The organism is Nostoc sp., from assembly GCF_036917315.1.
GTDB lineage: Bacteria > Cyanobacteriota > Cyanobacteriia > Cyanobacteriales > Nostocaceae > Nostoc.
Genome location: NZ_JBALDR010000040.1, coordinates 25,437 through 51,562, shown reverse-complemented (window position 1 = coordinate 51,562; position 26,126 = coordinate 25,437). Strand labels below are relative to the sequence as shown.

Below are 26,126 nucleotides of genomic sequence, written 5' to 3'. Positions count from 1 at the left end.
ATATCATGGATCAAATCCATTAAAAAGAGGAAATCACAATAAGGTAATCACAAATTCTGTTCCTTGGCCTGGGGTAGAATTCACATCCAAAGTTCCACCATGTTTTTCTACAACAATAGACTGAGCGATCGCTAATCCTAATCCCGTTCCTTTACCAACACCTTTGGTAGTAAACAAGTGGTCAAATACTTTTTGTTTAACTGATTCACTCATGCCTTGACCATTATCAGCAATCTTCACCTCAACCTGTTTGTTTTGTAATAATGTGGTGGTAATGATAATCCGATTAGGATTGGCTTTAATCTCCCCAAAACTCCGGTCTCTATTTGATTCATCCAAAGCATCAATAGCATTCGCTAATATGTTCATAAATACCTGATTTAATTGACCAGGAAAACATTCAACTTGAGGTAAATTACCGTAGTTTGCGATCACTTCAATGGCGGGACGTTGTTCATTTGCCTTCAGACGATGTTTGAGAATGAGAATGGTACTATCAATGCCTTGATGGATATTAAAAGGTACTTTGTAGTCTCGATCGGCACGGGAGAAAGTGCGGAGACTAGTACTGATATTTTTCAGCCTGTCACACGCTATCATCATGGAATCAATCATCTTGGGCAAATCTTCTAAGCTATATTCCAAGTCAATTTCTTCGGCATGTTCAATAATTTTTTCATTTGGATTTGGCAGATTTTCTTGGTATAGTTTCAGATGTTTAAGGATATCTGCAAATACAGGTTTGCTTTGTTCAAGACTAGCAGAAATAAAACCAAGAGGATTATTCATTTCATGAGCTACCCCCGCAACAAGATTTCCCAACGCAGACATTTTTTCATTTTGTACTAGTTGAAGTTGAGTTTCTTTGAGATTTTGGAGTGTTTCTTCTAATTGGGTTGCTTGTTGGCGAGTTTCCAGCAGTAGATCGGTTTGTTGGAGTGCAACTCCCATTTGTGCAGCAATTTGTTGGGCAAATTCAATCTCAGAAGGTTGCCAGTGACGCGGGCGATCGCATTGGTGAATGCAGAGTAAGCCCCACAGTTCGTCATCTTGCATAATTGGTACAACTAATGATGCTCTAACATGAAACTGTTGCAAAATTACTCGATGACAATCTAAAACTTCTGCGGTTTCAATATCTGATATTGCACAAAATCGTCCCTGTTTGTACAGGGTTGCATAGTTCTCTCCAAAACAATTGTCTTGAATTTTTACAGTTAAACCAGAAGGGAATTGAGGTAGGACATCTTCGGCAATCAATTCACCATATTCGTAATTTCTCCCAAGATGAAATTGATAAATTCCGACGCGCGAGACATTAAGTATTGAACGAATATTTTGAGTTACTGCACGAAAAATCGCACCTAAATCTAAAGATTCTCGGATCTGATTCACAACATTAAATAAGGTTTTTTGCTGCTGGAGGTTTTGTTGGATCTGTTGAGCTTTTTCTTGAGATTCTTGATAAAGACGAGCATTTTCTAGAGAGATGGCCGCTTGCACAGATAACATTTGGATAACTTTGATGCGATCGCTAGTAAATACGCCTGCTACTAATTTATTTTCTAAATAGAGAATACCCACTAAATGTCCTTGATTAATAATCGGCGTACAAAGTACACTCTGGGGTTTAAATTCGAGCAGATATTCTCCAAGTAACCCAGCTACATCTGTTTTGCAGTTATCTATAACAACTGTCTTTTGAGTATTTTTGACATAATTGATAATTTTTCTAGGAATATCTTCACAAGTATCTAGTGATTGTGATTTAAGAATAGTTTGGATTGGAGTTGAAAAATTGTCTTGGTGATTAATAAAGGTAATTACCTTGACTTTTAAGTTTCCATTTTCAGATAGAATTAAGGCAAATTTTTTTGCCCCAGAGTTTTCGAGAATAATTTTTGTCAGGCTAGCAATAATTTCATCGAATTCAATGCTACTAGAAATAGCTTGAGCCGCTTTCAGAATAGACATAAAGTCTAAGGTATTGGAAATATTGCTGCTACTAATAAGGGAAGTTTGACTGGATAAAGATATCGAACTGTGGGCAATAGGACTAATGGTTTCTAGGGAATTAAAGCTGAGTTTTTGTTGATGTAGGATGGGTTGGAGTAATTCAGGATAGCGTTTTTCTAAGTCATCTATTTTAGCTTTTGCTCCCCACCGAGCATAGCAGTAGTATGCTTCTTGGATATATCCTTGGGCTGCTTTTTCTTTATCCAGTTCCAGGTAAAATTTGGCAGTGAGTTCGTTGGCGATCGCTTCTTCTTGCAGATAACCGTTGGCTTTAGCTTCGGCAATGGCGCCATCGTAAAGTTTCATGGCTTCCAGGCATTTTTCGGCAATTCGCGATCGTTCTGCTTCGACCAGCAAATACTTATGCAAGAAGTTTTCTGAACAGCTTTCTGACCAGATTTTGAGTTGCGCTTGATTGGTTTCGATTTGCTGCAAGACATCGCTACGCTCTGCTTCTGTCAAACTTGAATAGCGGTTACACAAAATGATAGAGCTGTAGTAATAGTAACCAGCAGAGGTGGTAAATCCTGCACAACCATTCAGAAATTTACCCGCCTCCGTAACATAGTGAATGTCTGGCTTGAACCCCTGAATTAGGCAAGCTCGATGCATTTGTAAAATGTAATACGTACCAAGTGCTGTGTGAGACTGTAATGCTTCAGAACGCTCAACCCAAGCCTGCTCTGCTGTTGCGATTTGTTCTTGCTCATCTAGAGATTGCGAGATTTGGTTGACAAAGAAACGGCAGGCTGAAAGGATACTCAACAAAAAATCATGCTTTAGTTTCTCTCCAATTAGCCAATATTTATCGATGTCGATCGCAATATCTGCTAGATTTTCACCTTGAAACAGTCGATTACAAATATTACTGTAGAGGTTGTATCCGGCATGGGGGATTTCTCCAGACTCCAGTCCCGCAAGGAACCCTTCATAATTAATCTCAGCTGCCCCCTGTATCGGCTTCGCCCACACCTGAATACAGCAACCTAACATAAAGCAGGCCCCTGATTGCTGAAATTTACTATTGAGCTTATAGCTCAGTTGTAGGGAAACGTCAGCGAATTCAAGTCCTTGCTGGTACTGACTATGCATCAGTCCAATTAGAAAACCGTAGGTGGCATAAGCTTTGATTGATTCAGCAGTATTACCCTGCTCAATCGATAAACGGACTGCTCTAAAGGTCGCGAAACTGTATAGATCGAAATCAGAGACAATATAGGCTGGTGGTTGCAGAATAATCAATAATTCGATCGCAGCTCGAACTTCTGGATTAGTTGCAGCAGGCAAATTCAGTAAAGTGGCGATCGGGCGATTTTTCATGCGTTCTTGAACAACAGCAAACTCTTCTTGAGCTAATTGTTTCAAGCTATATCGATCGACAGTGATACCAAGACTTTGTAAACCTTCCAAACCCGCCTGGATTGATTCGGAAAACTGCCCTTGCAAAGAATATTGAGTAACCTTTAAAACATAAATTTTGGCTCTATCGATATTTGAGTTGGCAAATTCGAGTAAGATTAATACCGTTTCCTCTAATAACTGAAAATCTCCACTCATCAACGCGGCTTCTGCTAAATTGAAATGGAGATCAAATGCCAGACGATACCCAGCAGTCTCAGCATCTTTTGTTAGTAAGTTTATCCCGACTTGTAAATAAGTCTTTGCCGCTTCATAGGCTGTGGAAGCTTTCGCTTTCTGACCCGCACTTAAATTAAGTTCCGCAAGCTGTTTTTTCTCGCTTTCGTCTTGAAGTAGAAATTTCCCTATGTTGATTTGGTTAACTACATCAAAGATTCTGTCCTCTAGTTCTGCGGTTGATAGGTTTCCTAACAGTAATTTGCCGATCTGGTAGTGAGTTGCTTGCTTTTGGCTTTCAGGAATCAAAGAATAGGCTGCTTGTTGAATGCGATCGTGCAGAAATTTATATACAATAATTTCATAATTTTGTTGAGTAACAGCTTGATTTTCTGACCCAACAAAAAACTTATAAACCTCACTTTGGGGTAAAATTAAGCCATCCTGTAAGGCAGTCCATAAACAGGCTGCTGCTTCTATTTTTGATTGTTGAGAAACAATTGCTAAGGTTTCTAAATCAAATTGATTACCTATACACGCAGCTAATTTTAAAACATTTTGAGTTGATTCTGGCAACTTTTGTAATTGTAATGCCATGAATTCAACTACATCATTGACGAGCGATCGCTGACTAATTTCTGCTATGTCACATTGCCAATAACCTTGTTCATAATTAAAATAAATCAAGCCATCTTGATGTAATGCTTTTATAAATTGTATAGCAAAAAATGGATTGCCTTGAGTTTTTTGATAGATTAACTTTGACAGTGGCAAAGCTAGATTTTCTGTACAATCCAAACTGTCAGCCACTAACTGATTTAATTTGGATTCATTCAGCGGCTTTAGAGTAATAGTATTAATTTTTGCACCATTCTTTTGGATGTCATCCAATGTCAACATTAAAGGATGGGTTGCAGAAATTTCATTATCTCGATAGGCACCAATGAGTAGTAAAGAGGCATAATTTACTTCACTCATTAAAGATTGCAATAGTTTCAATGAGGCAGAATCAATCCATTGTAAATCATCTAAAAATATCACCAGTGGATGTTCTTTATCAGTAAATAATTCAATAAATTTTTGCAAGAGTAAATTAAATCGATTTTGTGCTGCAATACCTGATACTTCTGGTACAGGAGATTGTTTGCCAATAACTAGTTCTAACTCCGGAATCACCTCAATAATTACCTGGGCGTTATCACCTAATGCTCCAGTAATTTTATTTTGCCATTGTTTGATTTGTCGATCGCTTTCAGTAAGTAATTGCCCTATTAAATCGCGGAAAGCTTGCACAAACGCCGAAAAGGGAATATTTCGATTAAATTGGTCAAATTTACCCTTAATAAAATAACCGCGTTGTTTGACAATCGGTTTATGAACTTCATTAACTACCGCAGTTTTACCAATACCGGAAAACCCTGCAACTAAGATCATTTCGCTGTTTCCAGCGGCTACTCTCTCAAACGCTTTTAGTAGTGTCTCAACTTCCGTTTCTCGACCATATAATTTTTCTGGAATAATAAATCTGTCACAAATATCTCTTTTGGCAATTTCAAAATATGTAATTGTTCCGGTTTCTTGGATTTGATATAAACATTCTTCTAAATCATGCTTTAATCCTAAAGCACTCTGATATCTATTCTCAGCATTTTTTGCCATTAATTTCATGACGATATCAGAGAATACCTGGGGAATATCTTCTCTATTACCTAATACGGTCGGCATTTTGGCAATATGACAATGCACCAACTCCATTGGATCGTCTGACTGAAAGGGTAATTCTCCAGTCAGCAATTCGTAAAAACTCACACCCAAAGAATAAAAATCGCTGCGATAGTCTACCCCTCGGTTCATCCGCCCAGTTTGTTCGGGAGATAAATAAGCTAGAGTTCCTTCTAATAAATTAGGATTAATTATTGTTTGAGTTTCTCTGGGAAGAAGAGAAGCAATACTAAAGTCGATTAATTTTACTTGTCTTGTTTCAGGATGAATTAGAATATTTGCGAGTTTAATATCTTTATGAATAACATCATGATGATAGAGATAATTTAAGGTGTCGCACAGAGATATTGCAATTTGTAAAAACTTAATTAGATTTTGTGGTTCTGCCCCTGTCTTCCCCTCTCTACCCCTCCACTCAGAAAGGGATATTCCCCCAAAGTCTTCCATTACCAACACATAGCCGTTTTGATAGGGTTCCAAGCTGTAAGTTTGGATAATTCCGGGATAGTTAAGATTTTTGGTAATGGTGTACTGATTACGAAATTGTACGAGTTCGCTAAAGCTAGGATAAGGATTTTTCAGCAGTTTAATCACCACTGGTAAGGAGTCAGTTTCCCGATATCCCCGATAAACTAGAGTTCGAGAACCGTTGTAAAGTTCTTCGCTAACTTTATAACCGAGAATACTGACTTGGGTGCTAAACATACTATGTTTATCCTTTTAAATTTTTTCATGCCTTCTCCAATATCAATCATTTTAACTCTGACTGCATTGGTGTAATTAATGATATTCTTATCAAGACATAATGAAGAATAAATTAAAATTTTAACTAATGATAAAAGTTAAAATTAATTAGTAAATATAAGGTTAAGATATTTCATAAAGATGAGAGCATCCCACTTCCTGAAGTAGCTCAAACCGACAATAATCCATTGAGGTAAGCAGAGCGATGAGCCAGGACTTGAGGGACATTTTCTCGTTTCCATTGTGCCCCAGAAATCTTTGTTCGACGGTCAATCTGTTTAACGGCAGATTCAACTGACCCAGAACCAATTGAACAAATTTCTTCAGCTTGGTGATATTCGTAGTTAATTATACGATGGCGATGCTTATCGAGATAACGGCAAAAATTTTGTACTTGTTTACCCCGACAACCAGTAAATAAGGCTTTGGTTTCTTCTACTTGACCTTTCCATAGTAAGGCTTGTGCTTGTTTCAACCGTTTTTGTGAACCCCCAATTTTGCGAAGGTTTTCTATCAAGTGAAACAAATCTTGTATTTCTCGGCGCTGTACATCAAGGGCTAGCTGGTCAACGATATTCCAAATACCATCATGTCCATCACCAACACAAGTAACAGTGCTAGCTAGTGGTTGATGATTAACCCAATCAATGACAACCTGATTATCTTGAAAGGACGTTCCAACCATTCCTTTGTGATGTAAGCTAATCGCTTTATAGCCAAGCCAAGCGCATATTTCACCTTCAGTAGTACGAACACGAATGTTTCCACCATCGACGCTTAATTCTTCAACTGTGTCTTCTTGTATCGGCAATTCAAAATTTTGACGATGCACCAATCTCTGTTGGCTGCTACGGGAAACTTGTACGCCTGTAAAATACTCAATATCTGCTGCTGCATCTTCATAGCTGACATTTGCACTAACGCGCAGACAGCAGATTTCCAAATACGGACTCAGTTGATTTCTCGAGGCGATTTCCAATTGCTGCGCTTGCTTACTTGTGATTGGCAATTCTCCCAAAATACTTTTTAGTCGTCGTTTATACCCTGCTTTTGTGCCCGTAACCGTTTCGATAAAAAAACCCCTACTTCTGGCATAACGTGCTTCTGCATTTGACTCCGCACTGCTTCTTCAATTCTTGCAAGGCTGGTTAGTCTTTCTGGTGTCGTGTCTTCGTACAATATTTTAGCGTTGGCGTAGCCCGCCGCAGGCATCGCCTGAATATGTTCTTGAAGTGCTTGCTTTTGTTCTGGAGTCATCGTTAGATAAATATACTCGTCATACTTATCCTGACTGATTTCTGCCCTCTTTGCAAAAACTGGGATGCTCCCTATTAAACGATGCCCGTTACTAAAGATTACATTAAGCGAGGCTTCTACTTGATAGCGTTTTGCCATCTCTAAAAGCGTTAATAATGTGGTGCGTAAGGCATACTCTGGAGGTCGATGTTTGTTAATTTGACTTTGCGAAAGTAACAATGCAAAAATGTGTTCTGAGTCAGTACTGCCATTAATTTTTTCGTAAAATTCTTGGGTTAAAGTGCTGCGAATTTTTCTGTGTAATGTTTTGCGGAAATTTTCGATTCGTCCATTGTGAATAAATAGCTGTTGTCGATGGTTAAAAGGCTGACAGTTAGCAAAATCTACGGCTTGTCCTGGTGTAGCACTGCGGACATAAGCAAGTACACACTTTGATTCGACGTAACGGCTGAGACTGGGTAGATTTATATCATTCCAAATAGGTAGGGTATTTTTGTAGATAAAAGGGTCAGTATCTTTTTGATTATGATACCAACCCACACCAAAGCCATCTGCATTTACCACTCCAGAAATCATTTCACGGGGTTGATAACTCTGGACGATGAGTGAGTGTTCTGGTTTATACAGAAGATGTTCTAAAGAAATAGGCGAACCGAGGTAAGCAAGTAAACGGCACATACATTATGAATATTCCAACTTCTATTAACACAATTATTGAGCAGCAGCCTTACCCGTTTTTATTCACCATCATCAGTGGTTCCCACTTATATGGCTTTCCCTCAGCCGATTCTGATTATGACTTGCGTGGCGTGCATATTTTACCAGTTCAAGAAGTAGTGGGATTACAGACTAGAAATGAAACTATTGAAGTTTCAGAAGTTCGCGAATCTTTAGAGATAGATTTAGTAACTCATGATGTAAAAAAATTCTTTTTGATGCTACTTAAAAAGAATGGTTATGTATTAGAACAATTGTATTCTCCTTTAATATTAATCACCTCACCTGAACATGAGGAATTGAAAAATATTGCTAAAAATTGTATTACCCGTCACCATAGCTACCATTATATTGGTTTTGCCGCAACACAATGGAAGCTTTTTGAGAAAGAAAATATGCATCGAATTAAGCCATTACTTTATGTTTACCGAGTTTTATTAACTGGGATTTATCTGATGCAAACAGGAGTAGTTGAGTCTAATTTAATTAAGCTAAATGAGGTTTTTGATTTACCATATATTTCTGATTTGATCGCCCAAAAATTAGCAGGCACAGAAAAGTCTGTTCTGCCAGATATTAATGTAGCTTTTTATCAAAGAGAATATGAACGTCTGCGTAATAAGTTACAAGAGGCATATCAATCTAGTCCATTACCTGAAACACCTTCAGCTAATGCAGATTTGGATAATTTGTTAATACGCCTGAGAGCAATGAACTATAAATTATAAGCTTTTGTAAAAATGAGGTAAATGAGCTTCTAAAAAATGGAGTTAGGAGTTAAAAACTCTTAACTCCTAAATTTTTTACAACTTCAAATTCCAAGCAGCAAAAGCTAAAGCACCCCAACCTGCAAGAAAGGCTGTGCCGCCTAGTGGTGCGATCGCTCCCAAGGATTTAATACCGGTTAAGCTAAGGGCATACAAGCTACCTGAGAAAATAGCAATGCCAATGATAAACAGCCATCCACTGGCTACGAGTGTGGGTTGAGGGGACTCGGTACGACTAATTAGTATGGCTACTAGAAAAAGTGCAAGAGCATGATACATTTGGTAACGAGCGCCAGTTTCAAAAATTTCTAGCGATCGCTCACTAATCTTTTCCCGCAAGGCATGGGAAGCAAAAGCACCAGCAGCAACCGACAAACCGCCTAAAATGGCGGCTACGCTCAAAAAAATCTGCGTCATTAGACCTAGCCGTAAGTTGAAGATCGTCATTGGTCATTGGTCATTAGTAAATAACAAATGACAAATGACTAATGACAATTAAACATCAAAATGATATGATACAGCCCCTTCTTCGTTCACCTTAAAGTTTGCATTGAATTCTTTAGCTTTTTCATCTAAATATTGTCTGGCGTGGGCTGCGGGTAGTTGTGACTGGATGGCAAAGCCTAAAACAGTTACGCGCCCATTATTTTCTTGTAGCATCTCATAAAAAATCGATTGCAGGCGATCGCTAACTTGTTGATTAATCGCCTTTTTCTCCTGCCGACTTTGACGGTACAATCCCAATGCTAACCACGTGCCTAGTGTTAGGGTAGGGACACCAAAAATTAGACCACCAGCAGCAGCATTATTATCTTCATAAGTAGCATTCGGTGCATTAAACTCATACTCACCCGTGGGTATTATGATGGCTTTACGTGTAGCAAATTTTTCTAAGGCCGCTGTTGCTGATAGAGTTACAAACATGAATCCGAGTGTCAGTAGCCAACCGGCAGCTAATTTTTCAGCAGTTTTCATAGTTTCACTTCAGATTTACACTTTGCTAGCGATTTTAACCTGACTTTCATAAAGGTTCCAATATATCAATCTACTCCCAGCGACAGTTCTTAAGCTTTTACACAATATTTTTTCAGGACTTACGCAACTGGCACAATGGGACGATCGCTAGTTGATAGTACATCAGCCAATCTTTACCGCTCTGATGGAGGTGCAAACTGTGCAAATACCTCTGCTCCTGTTAGGTTCTTAGTTTCATTGGCAAAACAGTAATATTTGGGCTTTTCATCAATAAATACCTGATGACCAAAAACAAGACCTTCACAATTATCGAATAGTCCAACGGGTATGAAATACTGGTTACTTTGTTTCAATTTGTAAAAGAGATGGCTACCACACTTCTTACAGAATCCACGCTCTGCCCATTCTGAAGATTGATAAACTCCGATATTTTCTTCACCAGAGAAGCTAACATCACTTTCACATTCAACTACTAACAAAGGCCCTCCACCCCAGTTGCGACACATACTACAATGACATGCTCCTACCTGATTACTCATACGGGTTGTAGAAACGTTTACTACTCCACACAGGCAGCTACCTTTTGCAATGTTCACATTAGACATATTTTTTTCTCCGCTCCCACAAATGCGCTCCAACTTTACATTCTTTTTTGTTTCATACTGTAAGTATCTGCACTATTCAGTCCAGAGTCTGATACAACTAATCTAGCCGCATCTTGACACTGATTAAAATCAACATTGATGTTAAATCTCCAATTTAAAAATATGGAGTTTTGCGTTTATCGCGTAGAGTCTAACTCGATGGATGGGCTGAGGTACAAAGCCCATCTACCGTGCTTGAGTACAAACGTCTTATTTCAGTTTGCAGCTTGCAGTAAGTTCTAGATTGTAGAAAGTCCCTGGTTTGGGATTAATTGAACGCAACTGCTGGATAAAAGCATTAAATGTTGTATTGCTTATGCCGAAGCCAGCTTCAGCACAAGCAGATAAACCTCCTTCGATGGGAATAGATCCGGTTCTGGGACTATATACAATGAATTTATCGACGGTGCTAGTGCCGACTCCAAACCCGATAACCTGGCGAACTGTTCGCAAAGCGGCATTATCTAAAGGACCACCAATACTGCCAATACTGATATTAACCGCACGACTTTCAGCAAAGGCTGGCGCACTAATCGACAATACTGTCCCGACAATCATCAAACAGGTGAACTTCTTCATTTTCCTCTCCTCCAAAAAATTGAAAAACTAATAATTAGGTTTCGACATGGATGAAGTACATCCGAAACTTTGCCATGTAAGGTTTTCAGACACTAGGGTATGTGTAAACTACAAAATCTATGATTCTGAACTTTTGGGGATTACTTCAGCATTAGGTCTTTCATTTTCTGAAAAATGTTAATTTCTTAAAAATTCTTTATAAATTTGTATCTGCGCTTCCCACCTTTCTAGAAGACGCGATTAATCGCGTCTCTACTCGTTTGGCTCAGACCTTAGTGTAATTATTGATTACTTTAGCTAAATCTGGCACTGCTTCTTCTACGTGCTTTTTGGCTGAACCGCGAAGTTTTTCATAGGTTCCTCGCACGATTTGGCGGTTTGAGTTTTTGACTCTCGCATCAGTAACACCTAGTAGTGCATCTGCTGTATTAGAGCGATTCGCACTCAGATATTCAACTGGGTCGCCTTTCTCTACGCCTTGACTCCAGATGGGATCGAGAGCTGTAAAGCATTGCGGTAATATCTGCTCAACGACATAGGGAATATACCCTGGCTTAACCCCCTTCAAAGCAGCAAAGGCAGTTTTCAAAGCGATGCCGCTCATGCCTGACTTGGATGCAAGCTGTCCTTCAATCATGTTGCAACAATCATCTATGACCATAGCCTTTTTGGTCGGGTTCAAAAGTCCGTCGCTAAGTCCCATTTCACTTTTCCTTATCTAAGTACTTAATTCTATTCGACTAATTTTTTTAGCAAGCAGGAAATTATAGAAAATGGTATCAGAGTTAGAGGATGTTGTGGATAAGCTGATACGCTTTTAGGCTGCATAGTTGAGAGGGGGCAGGGGGGCAGAGGGGCAGAGGGGCAGAGGGGAAAGACCTCTTATCTGCTGCCGTGAATCAGAGCGGAACATGGGTCTGAGTCCATCCACTTCTTAATAAGTGGTTCTTCGTACCCTACGGGAAGCTAGCGCAACAGTGAGGTTAATCCATTTTCTGTTTTATCTCCCCTGCTCTCTTGCCCCCCTTCTCCCTTGCCCAAACTTAGGTTATCCCATCCTCCTGAGACCTAAATTGCGTCTCTGGCTGACTTGAGCCAGCAGGTAGAGCTTCATGTCTAGTTCCCGAAGCTCCATTTGGTGAATCTGGAGGATTTGAACCTCCTCGCTTCCCAGGTAATATAGCCTGAGCCAAACTCTTAACCAAAATATACAAAATTGGCACTAAGAACAAACTCAAGAACGTCGAAAGCATCAACCCCCCAAACAGCGCGGTTCCTAAAGACCAACGGCTGCTGGCTCCAGCCCCTTCAGAGATTACCAAGGGCAAAAATCCTAACAGCGCTGCAAAAGAAGTCATTAAGATCGGTCGCAGACGTTCTTCTCCAGCTTTCACTGCTGCCCGCGTGTAGCTCATGCCCTGCTCGTGCAGTTGATTTGCAAATTCCACGACTAAAATCGCATTTTTTGCAGCTAGACCAATCAAAGTTACCAAACCTACCTGGCAATAGATATCATCCACCACTTTCGGGAAGAGGCTGCCTGCCATGAAAATATTGGAACGCAGCCAAATCGCTGTCATTGCTCCCAAAACTGCTAGGGGAACTGTCAGCAAAATAATAATCGGGTCAACGTAGCTTTCATACTGAGCCGCCAGTACCAGAAAGACAATAACGATCGCTAAACCAAAAATCAAGCCCGTAGCTCCCCCAGATGTTTTCTCCTGGAGATAAGTGCCTGTCCACTCATAACCAAACCCTTGAGGTAAGTTCTCTGCTGCTAGTTGCTCCATTGCTTTAATCGCCTGTCCAGAGCTAGCACCGGGAGCCGGAGCGCCCTGTACTTTGATTGACCTGTACAAGTTGTAATGGGCGATGGTTTTCGGCCCCACAAAGGGAGTAATTTTCACCAAACTGCTCAACGGAATCATTGCCCCACTGGCAGAGCGAACATACAGCTTGCCAATATCATCTGGATTAGAACGGAACACCCCGTCTGCTTGGACATATACCCGATACTGTCGCTGTCCCTGCACGAAGTTATTCACATATTGCGACCCCAGGTAAGTTTGCAATGCCCCAAAGATGTCGTTAATTTCAACATTGAGAGCTTTGGCTTGGTTGCGGTTTACCTGAATGTCAAATTGGGGAGTATCTGCGGTGAACTGAGTGAAGACTCCTTGGAGAACAGGGCTTTTACGTGCTGCCCCAATCAATTTTTGAGCAGCCTCAATTAGGCTTTCAATCGGCGCACTGCCGGTTTTGTCTTGAACGATAAACTCAAAACCACCCGTAGTACTTAATCCTCTCACTGGAGGAGCATTTACTGCGATCGCTCTGGCTTCTGTAATTGTAGAAAGTTTTTTGTTCAGCCTCTGAAGTATGCCATAAACAGATTGAGATTCTTCAGTTCTCTCTTTCCAGGGTTTCAGGTTAGCAAAGGCAATACCTAAATTAGAAGCATTACCATCGAAACCAAAGCCACTGATCATAAAACTAGCTCTAACTTCGGGAGCCGATGTTACTTCTTTAACCACCTTGTCCATCACAGATTCGGTATATTTCAAAGAAACCCCGTCAGGCCCCTGGACAATCACAAAGAAGTAACCCTGATCTTCTTCTGGAATAAATCCGGTAGGTACTGCTCTGTACATCAAAACTGTTGCTAATAAACCAGTGACAAAAACCCCAATTACAATCGGCTTGACATGGGTAAGGTAGCTAACAAACCCGACATATCGCCGCGTGAACCAGCTAAATCCCCGATTAAACTGTGTAAAAAACCACCCCAAAGGGCCGCGTGGAGTCTGAGCAGGGCGCATGAGGATAGCTGCCATACTCGGAGAGAAGGTTAAGGCGTTGAAGGTAGAAATGGCAATGGAGCAAGCAACGGTTAAGGCAAATTGTTTGTAAACAATCCCTGTTGTACCCGGAATGAAGGCAACTGGAATAAATACCGCCATGAGTACAAGTGAAGTGGCAATGATTGCCCCAGTTAACTCCTTCATGGCTTCGACAGCCGCTTCAAAGGGTCTCATACCCTGCTCTAGTTTGACTGCAACTGCCTCGACCACAATAATGGCATCATCCACGACGATCCCGATCGCCAGAACGAAACCAAATAAGGTCAGTGTATTAATTTGAAATCCTAAAACCAACAGAGCCGCACACGTCCCAATCAAGGAAACGGGGATCGCTACAGTCGGAATGATCGTGGTACGCCAGTCTTGTAAAAAGACAAAAATTACCAAGACCACTAGCACAATCGCCTCAACCAGAGTGTGCAGAACTTCTTCTAAAGAAATTTCTACAAACGGAGTGGTATCAAATGCCAACTGGGCTTTGAGTCCAGGTGGAAAACTCTTCTCTAATATTTTGATCTGCTCTTCAACAGCATGAGCAACGTTGAGGGCATTACTACCGGGAAGTTGATATATCCCCAAACCCACGGCTGCCTTGGGCGCATTTCCTGGAATAGTGAATTTGGCATCAGCCAGATAGTTCTCTGCTCCTAGTTCAACTCGACCGACATCTCTGACTTTAACTAGGGTGCTACTAGTGGGGCTATTAGTAGTGCTATTAGTGCCAGCTGGACTTACCTTCAGCACCATATCCTCAAATTCAGCCGCATCTTTAAATCGACTGGTTGCCCGTAAAGCAAATTCAAAGCTTTGATTATCTGGTGCTGGTTCCTTACCAATCGCCCCTGCACCCACTTGAATATTTTGTTGTTGCAGGGCAGCTGTCACATCTTGGGGAGTTAGTTGATGTTGGGCAAGCTTGTTGGGATCGAGCCAGAGACGCATAGCATATTTGCGTTCTCCAAAAACCCTGGCGCTTCCTACACCAGGAAGCCGTTTGATCTGATCGAAAATATACAGATCGACATAGTTACTGATAAAAATGTTGTCATACTCATTATTTTCTGAGTAAAACCCATAGACAAGCAGCAAACTGCTCGATGCCGTTTCAACAGTCACACCTGTTCGTTGAACAGTATCTGGCAATTGAGGTGAAGCCAGTGCCTCTTTATTCTGAACGTTTACTTGAGCAATATCGCTATTGACATTAGTTGGAAACGAGACAGTTATATTGCTCGAACCATCATTACCCGTATTAGAAGATATATAAGATACATCTTTAACACCATTAATTTGTCGCTCAATAATGTTGGTGACAGTATTTTCTGTTGTTTGAGCATCCGCACCAATATTGTTGGAGCTAACAGTAATTTGCACTGGGGCAAGGTCTGGTAGCTGAGAAATGGGAAGAATCGGTATACAGATGCTTCCCAGCAGCAAGATGATGAACGTGCAGACCGTCGTCAGCACTGGCCGTCTGATGAAGGTATTGACAAACATAAATCAAGGAATAAAGGAAAGGTTTCAGACTGGTTAGGAACGTAGTAGCTTTTTATTAATATAAGGATTTATTAAGGCTTAATGTTAGATATTTTCTTTTTCCTATAGCCCGTATGGGAATGCATACATTTATGCTGATGACTCAATGTATCATTAGAGGCAGAGTCGGCAAAGCTTCTAATTAACCGTTCCCATGCAAAACATGGGAACTAGTCAAGTCTTATCAAGCTAGGTTTTTAAAACTTGTGTGTACACCGTAGCTTGTTGAGAAGGCTTCTAATTATCTTTGCCATTATTGGAAAAATTTAACAATTGATCGTCATTGACCCAAATTGCTTGTTGAGGTACAGAGATGGAAATTCCAGCTTCGTCTAGGGCAACTTTTAGGCGGCGGCGAAGTTCGCGTGCGACATCCCATTGTTTGAGGGGCTGTGTTTTAATCCAGACACGAATTATCAAACCGCGATCGCCAAATTGATCTATTCCCAAAACTTGCGGCGGTTCCAAAATTTGACTCTGCCATTGCATTTCTTGATTCATCTTATCGGCAATAGTTGCAATCAGTTTCAAAGCCTCTTCTGTATCGGCTTGGTAGGCGATGGGAATTGTTAAATCGGCTCGCGACCAACGACTAGAAAGATTGGCAACAACTTTAATTTCACCATTGGGAATTGTAATCAAGCGCCCTTCGGAATCCCGCACTTGGGTCATCCGCAGATTCAGATTTTCTACTAAGCCTCCCACGTCTCCCACAGTAATCACATCGCCTAAAGCATACTGGTCTTCTAAAATGATCAAAAAACCGTTAATCGCATCTTTAATTAAGTTTTGCGATGCCAAAGACAATGCAACACCAACTAAACTAGCACCCGCTAGTAAGGGAACGATATCTATCCCCAAGGATACCAGCGCTATTAAGAAACCTACTCCTACCCAGATAACAGTAGTGATACTTTTAGTGACACCAGAAAATGTGGAAACTCGCAGTTGCAATCGTGCAGAACTTTCTGCTGTGAGGAAAGCACCACTGCTAATTAGTGTGGAGGCGAAGCGGTCAATCAGAGCGTAGGTCAAACGAATTGCTACATAGGTTGCCAGACATACAACACCTAATCGCAAAGGAAATTGGGCGGCTGTGAGAATTGCTACCTGAAAACCTCGTGTATAGGGAAATAGACCCAAAATAAAGAAGCTTCCACCTCCCCAAATTCCGGCTTGACTAAGCTGAAACAATCGTCTCTTGGCTTCTTGGACATGTTGCTGTTGTCGTTGATTTAGTTGTGTTGTAATTGCTCGATCTGCTGGTTTTGGGTAGTTGAAGAGTTCCCTTTGGGGTTGGGAGGCAATGGAGTTTTCTAAATTCTTTTGGGAACGCCGCTGCCAGCTATATACCCCCCAACTCATGACAATCATTGCTAGTCCGATACCGCCAGCAATTTTACCTTGGTCGATTAAAGATTGAATTTGCCTTTCTTGCTTGGCTTGTTGCAAGTCTTCTTCTAACGATTCTTTGACTTGATTTGCCGATGTCGATACATCTACCTGTCGCAGTCCCGCATCCTCAGAAGTAACGGTCATCAGATATTGACCGTTGACATAAATTACTGGTAATTCGTTTACTTTGCGAACATCCACCTTGACTGGTGTTTTTGCTGGTGATTGAAAATAATTTTGGCCAATTTTCTCCAACTTCTTTTGAATATCTTCTGAACGCTCAGGAAAATTGGTTCTTGTTGCCGCTATTTGAAATAATCGACGACCATCTAAATAAATCCAGCCCGAAACAACTCTGTTATCTGAATCATTACTAATACTGCTGGGAGCTTGCAGTTGCGGTAACAAAGGTATCTGGGCTGTGGCTTTTGGCACAGATACAACGCCTATGGCCATTGAACTGGCGATGCCTACGGCGGGCAAAGCCAACGCCAAAAATTGAAAACGCACTCAAACACCTCCTTGAATTAAATCTATTGGTGACTACTTCGATAACTATCCTCCGCAATAACTTTGGGTAGATGTACCTATCTAAAGTTGAGGTTTTCTCTTTAGACAATGAAACTTTCATGTTTTTTTGTTTGTTTTCTATCTTTAGAGAGATGACAAAGTGCTGAGAATCAGCATGTAAGACCGATCGGAGTATTACTCTTACCAAAGATAAAACAAAAAGGAAGAAGCTGACGATGAAGTTGACATTAGGGTAATCAAACGTCAAGCTAGTTTTGAGGAATGTTGACTAGTGATTTGCTAAATACAAGCAAAAATCACCAGTTGTACAATAACCTAGTAGAGTGCGTAAAATTTACGTAGCTTTTTTTATTTTTTGAGGTAACTTTTGATGACCGCAACTTCTCCCCGATTAAAGCACGAGGTTAAAGACCTCGGCCTAGCTGCCTTGGGAAGACAGCGCATTGAATGGGCTGGACGCGAAATGCCAGTTTTGAAGCAAATCCGCGATCGCTTTGCAATCGAAAAGCCCTTCGCTGGTTTACGCCTTGTAGCTTGCGCCCACATTACAACAGAAACAGCACATTTGGCGATCGCTCTGAAAGCCGGTGGTGCAGACGCGCTTTTAATTGCTAGCAATCCTTTATCAACTCAAGATGACGTAGCCGCTAGCCTCGTTGTCGATCATGAAATTCCCGTCTTTGCTCAAAAAGGCGAAGATAACGAAACTTATAACCGCCACGTCCAAATAGCTTTAGATCATCGCCCCAACATTATTGTTGATGACGGTAGCGATGTAGTTGCGGCTTTAATCCAACACCGCCAACACCAAATCGCTGATTTGATTGGTAGCACCGAAGAAACCACCACTGGTATTGTGCGCCTACGCGCCATGTTTAGAGAAGGCGTTCTCACCTTCCCCGCCGTCAACGTCAACGACGCTGACACCAAGCACTTCTTTGATAATCGCTATGGTACTGGGCAATCAACCCTAGATGGCATTATCCGCGCCACAAATATTTTGTTGGCTGGTAAAAACATTGTCGTCGTCGGTTATGGCTGGTGTGGTAAAGGTACAGCCCTCCGCGCCCGTGGGATGGGTGCTAACGTCATCGTCACCGAAATCGACCCCATCAAGGCAATTGAAGCCGTAATGGATGGCTTCCGCGTCCTGCCAATGGCTAAAGCTGCACCTGAAGGTGATATCTTTATCACTGTGACCGGTAACAAGCACGTCGTTCGTGGCGAACACTTCGATGTCATGAAAGACGGTGCGATCGTTTGTAACTCCGGTCACTTTGACTTGGAACTTGATTTGAAATACTTGGCTGCACAAGCTAAAGAAATCAAAGAAGTTCGTCCTTTCACCGAAGAGTATAAGTTGAAAAATGGTAAATCAGTTGTCGTTCTCGGACAAGGACGCTTGATTAACCTAGCTGCGGCTGAAGGACACCCCAGCGCGGTAATGGATATGAGTTTTGCCAACCAAGCTTTGGCTTGTGAATTCTTGGTGAAAAATAAAGGTAAGTTGGAACCTGGTTTGCACTCAATTCCTGTTGAAGTCGATCAAGAAATTGCTCGGTTGAAGTTGCAGGCTATTGGTATTACGATTGATAGTTTGACAGCAGATCAAATTGAGTACATCAATTCTTGGACTTCAGGAACTTGATACATTGATTAATTGATTTTTTAGGGATAGGCTTTAGGCTTATCCCTTTTTTTTGGGTTTCGCGCCGCGCATAAATCCGCAGTGTAAATGCCAAGAGCGCAAAGTGGAATAGCCTATACCAATAAATCGCCGTATATACGAAATACTGATTATTGTAGAGACGGCGATTCATCGCGTCTTACCTTAACCGAACTTTTGCAAGATATCTAATATGCCGATAATTTATATCAGAAATTAAATAAGAAAATTTATGCAAAAAATTCATATTTATGTACAGCAGGGCAATATGGCAGGAGTCGCACGTAAACTAGCCAATGGTGTTGATATTGATTGCATAGAAAAAGATTCGTTGCAAACACCATTAATGTATGCGCTTAGTAGCCCTACAGTAGGTATAGATATGATTCACTTCCTATTGGAACATGGCGCAAATGTGAATGCTGTTGTAGAGCAAAACACCGTACTTGGGTTGGCTGTGCAGTCAGGAAATCTGGATAAAATTCAATTGATTCTAGATGCTGGAGCAGATATTAATTATCAAAGCCCAGATGGATATGATGTCTTAATTAATGCTATGCATGGTCGAGATATCTTGCAGGATAAAAACTTAATATCAACTTTAAATTTACTCATCTCTAGAGGTGCTGCTGTCAATGGCATTAGTCGCTATGGTGAATCTGCAATCAAAATAGCTGCTCATATTGGGAGATTTGATGCTGTCAAATTATTATTGAACGCAGGTGCTAACCCAGAGCAACTGGGATGGACAGAATTAATGCACGCTATAGTTTTTGGCAGCTTAGAGCTAGTATTGTTATTGCTAGAGCAAGGAGCAGATCGAGATGTGCGTGATTGTTGGTATAGAACCCCTTGGTTATTGAGTATTCAAATCGGTGAACTACTTAAAGCCAAATTACTCCTAGCTGCCGGAGCCAATCACAACGATGCGGGAAACTGCGGAAAAACGCCGTTAATGTATGCAATAGAAGACAATAGGCTGGAAATCCTAGAGTGGCTAATTGCAGAGGGATTGGATATTGAAGCCACTGATGATTTTGGTAACACTGCGTTAATAATCGCAGCAGAGTATGGTGCTACTGATTGCGTCAGAATTTTACTAGAAGCTGGCGCAAACCCCAACAGAATCAATCATTGCAATGACAAAGCCATTAAGATAACGACAAAGAAAGAAATCGTCAAAATGTTAATTGCAGCTGGTGAAGATGTGAGCGATATTAACAATGATATGCGGCGATCGCTCACCGGAATTGCCAACAGCAAATTCTCACTATCAGAATTATCACCAGAGCAATATTTTGCTGGCAAACATCCGCGTTTTGGCAAAACCAATCCAGAATTGATGAAAATACCTTTTTGGCAGGTGATGATTTATGAAGGTTGTTCTGCTTATGACGCACAAAATACTTTTAAAGATACAGGAAATCGGCAAGCTAAAGTATGGTGCTACGATCGATTTTGTAGAACAATTACACAATTACCAGATGGCAGAATTATAGAAATTGCTGGCGAACATGAAGACTACTACGACTCTAATTTTTGTATATATAACGATGTTGTAGTTTATCAAGGTGATGGGAATTTTCAGATTTTTGGTTATCCCGAATATATTTTTCCGCCAACTGATTTTCACTCAGCTACATTAGTTGGAGAATATATATATATCATTGGCAGTTTAGGATATGGCGGTACAAGAATCTATAATGAAACCCCAGTTTATAGATTACATATCCACACATTTGAAATAGAAAAAGTAGAAACAACTGGTAAGAAGCCAGGATGGATCAGTAGACACAAATCTTACTACAAAGAGTCAGATAAAATTTATATTACTGGCGGTCAATTGTGTGTAATTGATAATAAAAAATCAGAAGATTATATAGATAACTCTGTGGATTATGTCTTAGATTTAATCGGCTTAACTTGGAGTCGCGCTATTCTTTAAATATACATATTTGGGAAAAAATCCTTTTTATATTAGAGAAAGACATCTGAAAATACATAATTTAAATTGATAGATTATCCACAAGATTTTGAGCTTAATAAAAGTTAAGCTTTACAGAAATTTTATATACTTCTTGTGGGAAGAGATACCCCAAAAAATGAATCTAAGCGTCAATTCCTTGTTCTTGTAAACTAATGGTGTCTTGAAGCGTTAGGCATAATTGTTTCTTGAAGATTTACGCCGCTGAAATTAGCTCCCCGAATATCGGCTCCTCTAAGGTTAGTTCCTCTGAGATTCGCCCCTGCCAAATTCGCGTCTCTAAGGTTAGTCCAACTCAAATCAGCTTGACTCAAATCAGCTTCACTTAGGTTTGCCCGCAACAAGTATGCACCACTTAGGTGAGCCTTGGTCAGATTAGCTTTGTATAAGTCAGCTTTGTAAAGATAAGCCCCTAAAATTTCTGCTTCGTACAAACTCGCCTCACTGAGGTCAGCCGCAATCAAGTTAGCTTCAATCAAGTTGGCAAAAGAGAGGTTGGCCCGCATCAACTTTGCTGCACCTAAATCGGCATCTCTCAAGTTAGCGCCTTTTAAGTCAGTACCAATTAGATTAGCAGATGCGATCGCAGCACCTCTAAGATCCACTCCACTCAAGTCAGCTCCAATCAAATTGGCATGACTCAAATCTGCCTGCGTAAGTATAGCGCCACTCAAGTTAGCAACACTGAAGTTAGCCGCACTCAGGTTAGCTTCATTCAGGAAGGCTTTATAGAGGTTGGCACTACTGAGGTCAGCCCCACTGAGGTTTGCCCGCACGAGTAAAGCATTACCCAAATCGACTCTTCTCAGGTTTACCCCCTGGAGGTTTGCACCTCTGAGGTTATAGCCTTGCAAATTCGCAGCGCTGAGGTCTGGTTCAATCTGGGGATTTTTATTTCTCCACTCAATCCATTTAACTGCACCTGCTTTGAGTAAAGTTAGATGCTCTCGATTTGCCATTTTCTCTCCTTTACTCCTGACGCCCACCCAGAGAATTTACCCGACCAGCGACACTTTCAATAGCCGTTAATGCTCCCGCTGCTCCTGCTAGGATATCCTGTTCTTGTCCACCTAAGTAAAGCCGTCCAAAACTACCTACAGCTTGAACTTCTAAAATGTTAATCCTTGCTGCTTTCTCCGCTTCATTGGCAGCTAGTGCGGCGTAAGCAGCAGGCTCCACTTCTAATACATACAGCGTTTGACCTGCTAGTAGTAGCTGTCCTCGGCGCGTGCGATTAATCAGTTGTGTTTGATAAGCATCGATGTTGCGGATAATCTGACTAGAAATAACACGCGGTTTCAGACATTCCTCCCTTTTTACTCCCAGTGCCGCCAAAATAGCTTGACCAGCAGCTCTGGTTTCGCCTTGGGAGCTAGAATGAACTTCCAATAGTCCATATAATCGTTCCACTACCTGTACTCCCGGACGGACAGAGGCAGATTTCAGGGCTATATCCGTAATTTTATTAATTTCGATACCAGGAGATATTTCAATCCACAGTGATGTATCTCCTGGTAATGGTAAGAAGCCTTGGGCTACTGTTCCCATATATGCTGCATGTTGAGGTTGCAGGCTGTCGAGAAATACGAAACTGCGTAATTCTATGCCCAAGATTTTGCTCTCCAGTCGTGAGGGTAAAAGTTATCTATATGTGAGATATAAGTGCTTAACTTGACAATATAGGGTATAAAAGAGCGCAAAATCCGTTGAACGGATCTACACCCGTGTGTCAAATAGCAATTATAGAAGCTAATGCTTATTTAAAAGACCATTGTCGTCTTGGGATAAAATCTACTTCGATCGGACGACATAATTTTTGTTTAACACGGCTGCTTTGTAAACATCTTGACCCTTTTACATTACCCCAGTTTTACCCCAAATATTTCCCCAACATCTCCCAACCGGAACTGCAAGGATTAGATACCAATAAATATGGCTCTTTCTAGCTATTTTCATCCTTATCCTCCCAATCAGGTAAATAAGCAGATACAAAACACTTAAACCTGGATTTCTCACAAGAGAGAAATCCAAAGGGTGTGGGAGGTGTGGGAGGTGTGGGAGGATGGAGAAGAAGTTTTACCCCCCATACTCCCCACACTCCCCACACTCCTCTTCCCCTGAAGCCTACACTATGCGTGAGAAATCCGGGTTAAAAGCTTTGCCGTGGTTTGAGATTTCGGCGCGATCGCCAATATTCATACGGAAGGGCGATCGCGATTTTTCTGGTATATCTATCAGGTACTAGGCAAGTCCCCTTCTGGTAAGACATTATCGATGCTGAGTACCCAAGGTATACCTTTGTCAATTGGAGAACTAACAGTAATTTTAGCTCTATTGGCAAACTGTTTTAAGCGATCTGCAAATTGGGGAACAGTTTTCATGATATTGCGATAACTTTCCATGTTATTACAAATCAGAATCAAGGTCAAAACGCCACTATTGATTTGGAAATACCAATGACAACTCGATAACAAAATCCGTGTCATGCGATCGCAGGCTAGAAAAAAGCTTTTTTTCGTTGCTTCTTCAAGCTGTCGAAATAATATTTCACTCAGCTTGATTGTTTGAGGTGAAGGCAAATCATCTGGATGTAGGCATGGTTGATTCATAAATTTTTAGCAAGATTCAAAAGTAACGAAGCTGCGGTAAAGATTGGGAATAATGATTTTTTGCAGATTGAATATTGCAGAAAAATCAGGTTTACTAGGTTATTGTTCTTGAGTAACAATCCACAGCAAGTCTAACCACAACTGGGGATAAGCTTGCTTGAGGTTTGAGAGGCGATCGCGCATCAAGTTATTGGCATTCAAGCAAACAACTTCAACTAGCCCCAAGTATTCTGCTACTTCTTTGAGTAGATTTTTTTGTTCTACGACAGTACTAATTAGTCTGTCAGGGCAATAAATACCAATATATTTTGCATGGCGGATGCATGTTTTCATATTCACTCTTGTTAAGTGAGGATGAGGATTGATTATCTTCACATAACATTGGCTTAACAGTTTCCATACACGTGGGTGAGTGTGTTCAATAATTACGTTAAATTGCTGGGCTAAGTCTTCTTCGGTAATCATTACTCTCTCCATTGCTTTGCTGCCATCTGTTGCATACTTTGGTAAATACCTAATTGATTGTGCAAAAACTTAAAACAGCAATTATTTGCTGATGCTATGTGCATATTCACTTTAGTCAAATAGGTAATTTTTCGTCAGGGTAAAATTTACCCCAAAAAGCGAAATTGGTTGGTATGTTTTCTACTGTTTGTATTACTCGTCTATCAAGCATCAAAGCTGAAACTAATCTCTAAAACTGTATTAGACGCTACTATCCACCAATTTAGTTGGTAAAAATTTACTGCAAAATAAATGCTCTGTTTATTGGAGTTTGAGGCTTTTAAGCCAAAATAGCAGGTAAAAAACAACCACCCGTAAAAATAATTTGCGCTTCGCAAGCAAATTGGCAATTTCTGTGATAGTCTTTTTATATGGGGAATCAAGACAGCGAAAGTACAAAAAGTCTTCCAAGAGAAATGATATAAACTCAAAGACCACACTTTCGCCTTGGCAGATGCAATGTTTAAATCCGCTACGGCTTTTTGAAACTAAGAGACAAAGCCAATGAAGCAGGATAGTGACCTCCGTAATAACTTGAAGTCAATTAGAACTCGCTTAGGCATGAGCCAACAAGATTTGGCTAACATCGCTAATGTGACTCGTCAGACTATTAGTGGTGTAGAGTCGGGATTATATGCTCCCTCAGTAGCTATAACACTTCGCTTGGCCAAAGCGCTTGGCTGTCAAGTTGAGGATCTATTCTGGTTAGAGCGAGATTTACCTGAAATTGAAGCCGTTCTTGCCAAACCTGTTCCTAATGGTCAGCAACTACGAGTTAGCATGGCTCGTGTGGGAGGACAATGGATAGCTTATCCTTTGATTGGCAAGGATGCTTTTCGCCAAGATATGATTCCGGCTGATGGTGAAAGTACAAGCCTTACAGGTACAAATAAAGTTCGAGTCCGTCTTTTAGACGATAATCTCGACACACTTCACAACACCGTTGTGATTGCTGGTTGTGCCCCTGTGATTTCACTATGGGCAAGAGCCACCGAACGCTGGCATCCCCAACTGCGAGTCCAATATAACTTCGCTAACAGCATGGCTGCATTGCACAGTCTATGCAGAGGTGAGGCGCACATCGCTGGGATGCATCTGTACGATCCTGAAACTGGTGAGTATAATACTCCCTTTGTTCGAGATGTTCTGGCTGGGAGGGAAGCAGTTCTGATTACCCTTGGTGTCTGGGAGGAGGGACTTTTGTTGAAGTCAGGGAACCCAATGGGAATTAGAACAGTTAGTGATTTAGTTGCTGGGGCGACTATTGTTAACCGCGAAATCGGTTCTGGTAGCCGGATGCTTTTGGAACAAACACTCCAAAAAGAGCAGATACCGTTCGATGCCGTTCAGGGCTTTGATAATGTACTCAAAAGTCACCAAGATGTTGCCCAAGCTGTAGTCAGAGGAGTTGCCGATGCTGGTATGAGTACGGCATCTGTAGCTACCGCCTTTGGGCTGGGATTTATCCCTTTACATCAGTCACGATATGATTTGGTGATTCTCAAGGAATATTTAGAAGAAGCACCAGTGCAGCAGTTGCTCAGTACTTTGGGACATCGGATGGTTCACTCACAATTTGAAATTCTCGGCGGTTACGATATCAGCAAAATTGGGGAAGTTGTAGCAACTGTTTAGAGTGGATTGCAATGGTTGGTTGTGTGGTTTAGGGAAAACTTGGCGTAAATTTAAATTCCTGCTGCAACCACTCTTGAGGTATGAGCAACCTTCTTTCTGATTACAACAACTGGTAATGCTGAATTCGTAATTCGGATTGAATTTGAGTTTCCCGCTTGGAATCTGTAGCTTTCTTTTTTCCAATTGGTATTATACCAATTCAATTCATGACTGCAACACATCCTTGGGTAAAGACGCGATGAATCGCGTCTCTACAAATGGTCTATTTGTCGCTTTCTTTTTTTCAATTGGTATTGCTACCGCTAGAGAAATCATTTGAGTGAGCGGATGGTAATACTTGCAATATTCCTTGAGTAATGACTAATGGTCAACGAAAACTGACCAAAACTTGAATATGTTCTTTCTTCTG

Annotated in this window: 18 protein-coding genes and 1 pseudogene; 5 read left to right on the top strand and 14 right to left on the bottom strand. The window is 41.0% G+C overall.

All coding sequences use genetic code 11. The features are described from left to right. Positions 1-33: 33 nt before the first annotated feature. The 3 genes and pseudogenes from V7K84_RS17660 to egtC all read right to left on the bottom strand — a co-directional run. Positions 34-6,018 (bottom strand): trifunctional serine/threonine-protein kinase/ATP-binding protein/sensor histidine kinase, encoded by a 5,985-nt coding sequence (locus V7K84_RS17660; RefSeq protein WP_334839885.1) that lies wholly within the window; start codon positions 6,016-6,018, stop codon positions 34-36. A 208-nt stretch (positions 6,019-6,226) separates the two neighbouring features. After that, positions 6,227-7,314, bottom strand: a protein-coding gene (locus V7K84_RS17655; protein WP_334839999.1) for an ISKra4 family transposase whose coding sequence is annotated in 2 segments (ribosomal slippage) — positions 6,227-7,137 and positions 7,137-7,314 — 1,089 coding nt in all. Because the reading frame shifts where the segments join, the coding sequence is not laid out codon by codon here. 66 nt (positions 7,315-7,380) lie between these two features. Continuing rightward, a pseudogene (egtC, locus tag V7K84_RS17650) lies at positions 7,381-7,992 on the bottom strand (ergothioneine biosynthesis protein EgtC); the annotation flags it as partial. A 5-nt stretch (positions 7,993-7,997) separates the two neighbouring features. Between egtC and V7K84_RS17645 the strand changes: the two are divergent. Then, entirely contained in the window at positions 7,998-8,759 is a 762-nt protein-coding gene (locus V7K84_RS17645) for a nucleotidyltransferase domain-containing protein (protein ID WP_334839884.1), read from the top strand. A gap of 75 nt (positions 8,760-8,834) precedes the next feature. Here V7K84_RS17645 and V7K84_RS17640 read toward each other — a convergent pair whose 3' ends face one another. The 7 genes from V7K84_RS17640 to V7K84_RS17610 form a co-directional block, all read right to left on the bottom strand. Beyond that, entirely contained in the window at positions 8,835-9,215 is a 381-nt protein-coding gene (locus V7K84_RS17640) for a DUF423 domain-containing protein (protein ID WP_292732078.1), read from the bottom strand. 78 nt (positions 9,216-9,293) lie between these two features. Then, positions 9,294-9,773: a hypothetical protein gene (locus V7K84_RS17635; protein WP_334839882.1), complete on the bottom strand. Its 480-nt coding sequence runs from the start codon at positions 9,771-9,773 to the stop codon at positions 9,294-9,296. 173 nt (positions 9,774-9,946) lie between these two features. Next, on the bottom strand, positions 9,947-10,378 hold the full coding sequence (locus V7K84_RS17630; protein ID WP_334839880.1) for a GFA family protein: 432 nt from the start codon (positions 10,376-10,378) through the stop codon (positions 9,947-9,949). Positions 10,379-10,627: 249 nt separating this feature from the next. Further along, positions 10,628-10,996, bottom strand: a complete 369-nt coding sequence (locus V7K84_RS17625; protein ID WP_334839879.1) for a hypothetical protein — start codon at positions 10,994-10,996, stop codon at positions 10,628-10,630. Positions 10,997-11,261: 265 nt separating this feature from the next. Then, a complete protein-coding gene (locus tag V7K84_RS17620; RefSeq protein ID WP_099103615.1) occupies positions 11,262-11,699 on the bottom strand; it encodes a DUF6918 family protein in 438 nt (145 codons plus the stop codon). A gap of 340 nt (positions 11,700-12,039) precedes the next feature. After that, positions 12,040-15,354, bottom strand: coding sequence for an efflux RND transporter permease subunit (locus V7K84_RS17615; protein WP_334839877.1), 3,315 nt, complete (start codon positions 15,352-15,354; stop codon positions 12,040-12,042). Between the two features lie 276 nt (positions 15,355-15,630). Continuing rightward, positions 15,631-17,298: a mechanosensitive ion channel family protein gene (locus tag V7K84_RS17610; protein WP_442940965.1), complete on the bottom strand. Its 1,668-nt coding sequence runs from the start codon at positions 17,296-17,298 to the stop codon at positions 15,631-15,633. 391 nt (positions 17,299-17,689) lie between these two features. Between V7K84_RS17610 and ahcY the strand changes: the two genes are divergently transcribed. Continuing rightward, positions 17,690-18,967 (top strand): adenosylhomocysteinase, encoded by a 1,278-nt coding sequence (ahcY, locus tag V7K84_RS17605; protein ID WP_099102634.1) that lies wholly within the window; start codon positions 17,690-17,692, stop codon positions 18,965-18,967. A gap of 250 nt (positions 18,968-19,217) precedes the next feature. Further along, entirely contained in the window at positions 19,218-20,930 is a 1,713-nt protein-coding gene (locus tag V7K84_RS17600) for an ankyrin repeat domain-containing protein (protein ID WP_334839876.1), read from the top strand. A gap of 191 nt (positions 20,931-21,121) precedes the next feature. Here the strand turns inward: V7K84_RS17600 and V7K84_RS17595 are convergent, their stop codons facing one another. Then, positions 21,122-21,928, bottom strand: a complete 807-nt coding sequence (locus V7K84_RS17595) for a pentapeptide repeat-containing protein (protein ID WP_334839875.1) — start codon at positions 21,926-21,928, stop codon at positions 21,122-21,124. Between the two features lie 10 nt (positions 21,929-21,938). Next, positions 21,939-22,580 (bottom strand): hypothetical protein, encoded by a 642-nt coding sequence (locus V7K84_RS17590; protein WP_322670149.1) that lies wholly within the window; start codon positions 22,578-22,580, stop codon positions 21,939-21,941. Positions 22,581-22,675: 95 nt separating this feature from the next. Between V7K84_RS17590 and V7K84_RS17585 the strand changes: the two genes are divergently transcribed. Then, the gene (locus tag V7K84_RS17585; protein ID WP_334839873.1) at positions 22,676-22,915 is read left to right on the top strand and encodes a hypothetical protein; all 240 of its coding nucleotides are present in this window, start codon (positions 22,676-22,678) and stop codon (positions 22,913-22,915) included. A gap of 288 nt (positions 22,916-23,203) precedes the next feature. Here the strand turns inward: V7K84_RS17585 and V7K84_RS17580 are convergent, their stop codons facing one another. Continuing rightward, positions 23,204-23,578, bottom strand: coding sequence for a hypothetical protein (locus V7K84_RS17580; protein WP_094353382.1), 375 nt, complete (start codon positions 23,576-23,578; stop codon positions 23,204-23,206). 99 nt (positions 23,579-23,677) lie between these two features. Then, positions 23,678-24,043, bottom strand: coding sequence for a hypothetical protein (locus V7K84_RS17575; protein WP_334839871.1), 366 nt, complete (start codon positions 24,041-24,043; stop codon positions 23,678-23,680). A 543-nt stretch (positions 24,044-24,586) separates the two neighbouring features. Between V7K84_RS17575 and V7K84_RS17570 the strand changes: the two genes are divergently transcribed. Beyond that, entirely contained in the window at positions 24,587-25,717 is a 1,131-nt protein-coding gene (locus V7K84_RS17570) for a substrate-binding domain-containing protein (RefSeq protein WP_334839869.1), read from the top strand. The last annotated feature ends 409 nt before the right edge of the window (positions 25,718-26,126 follow it).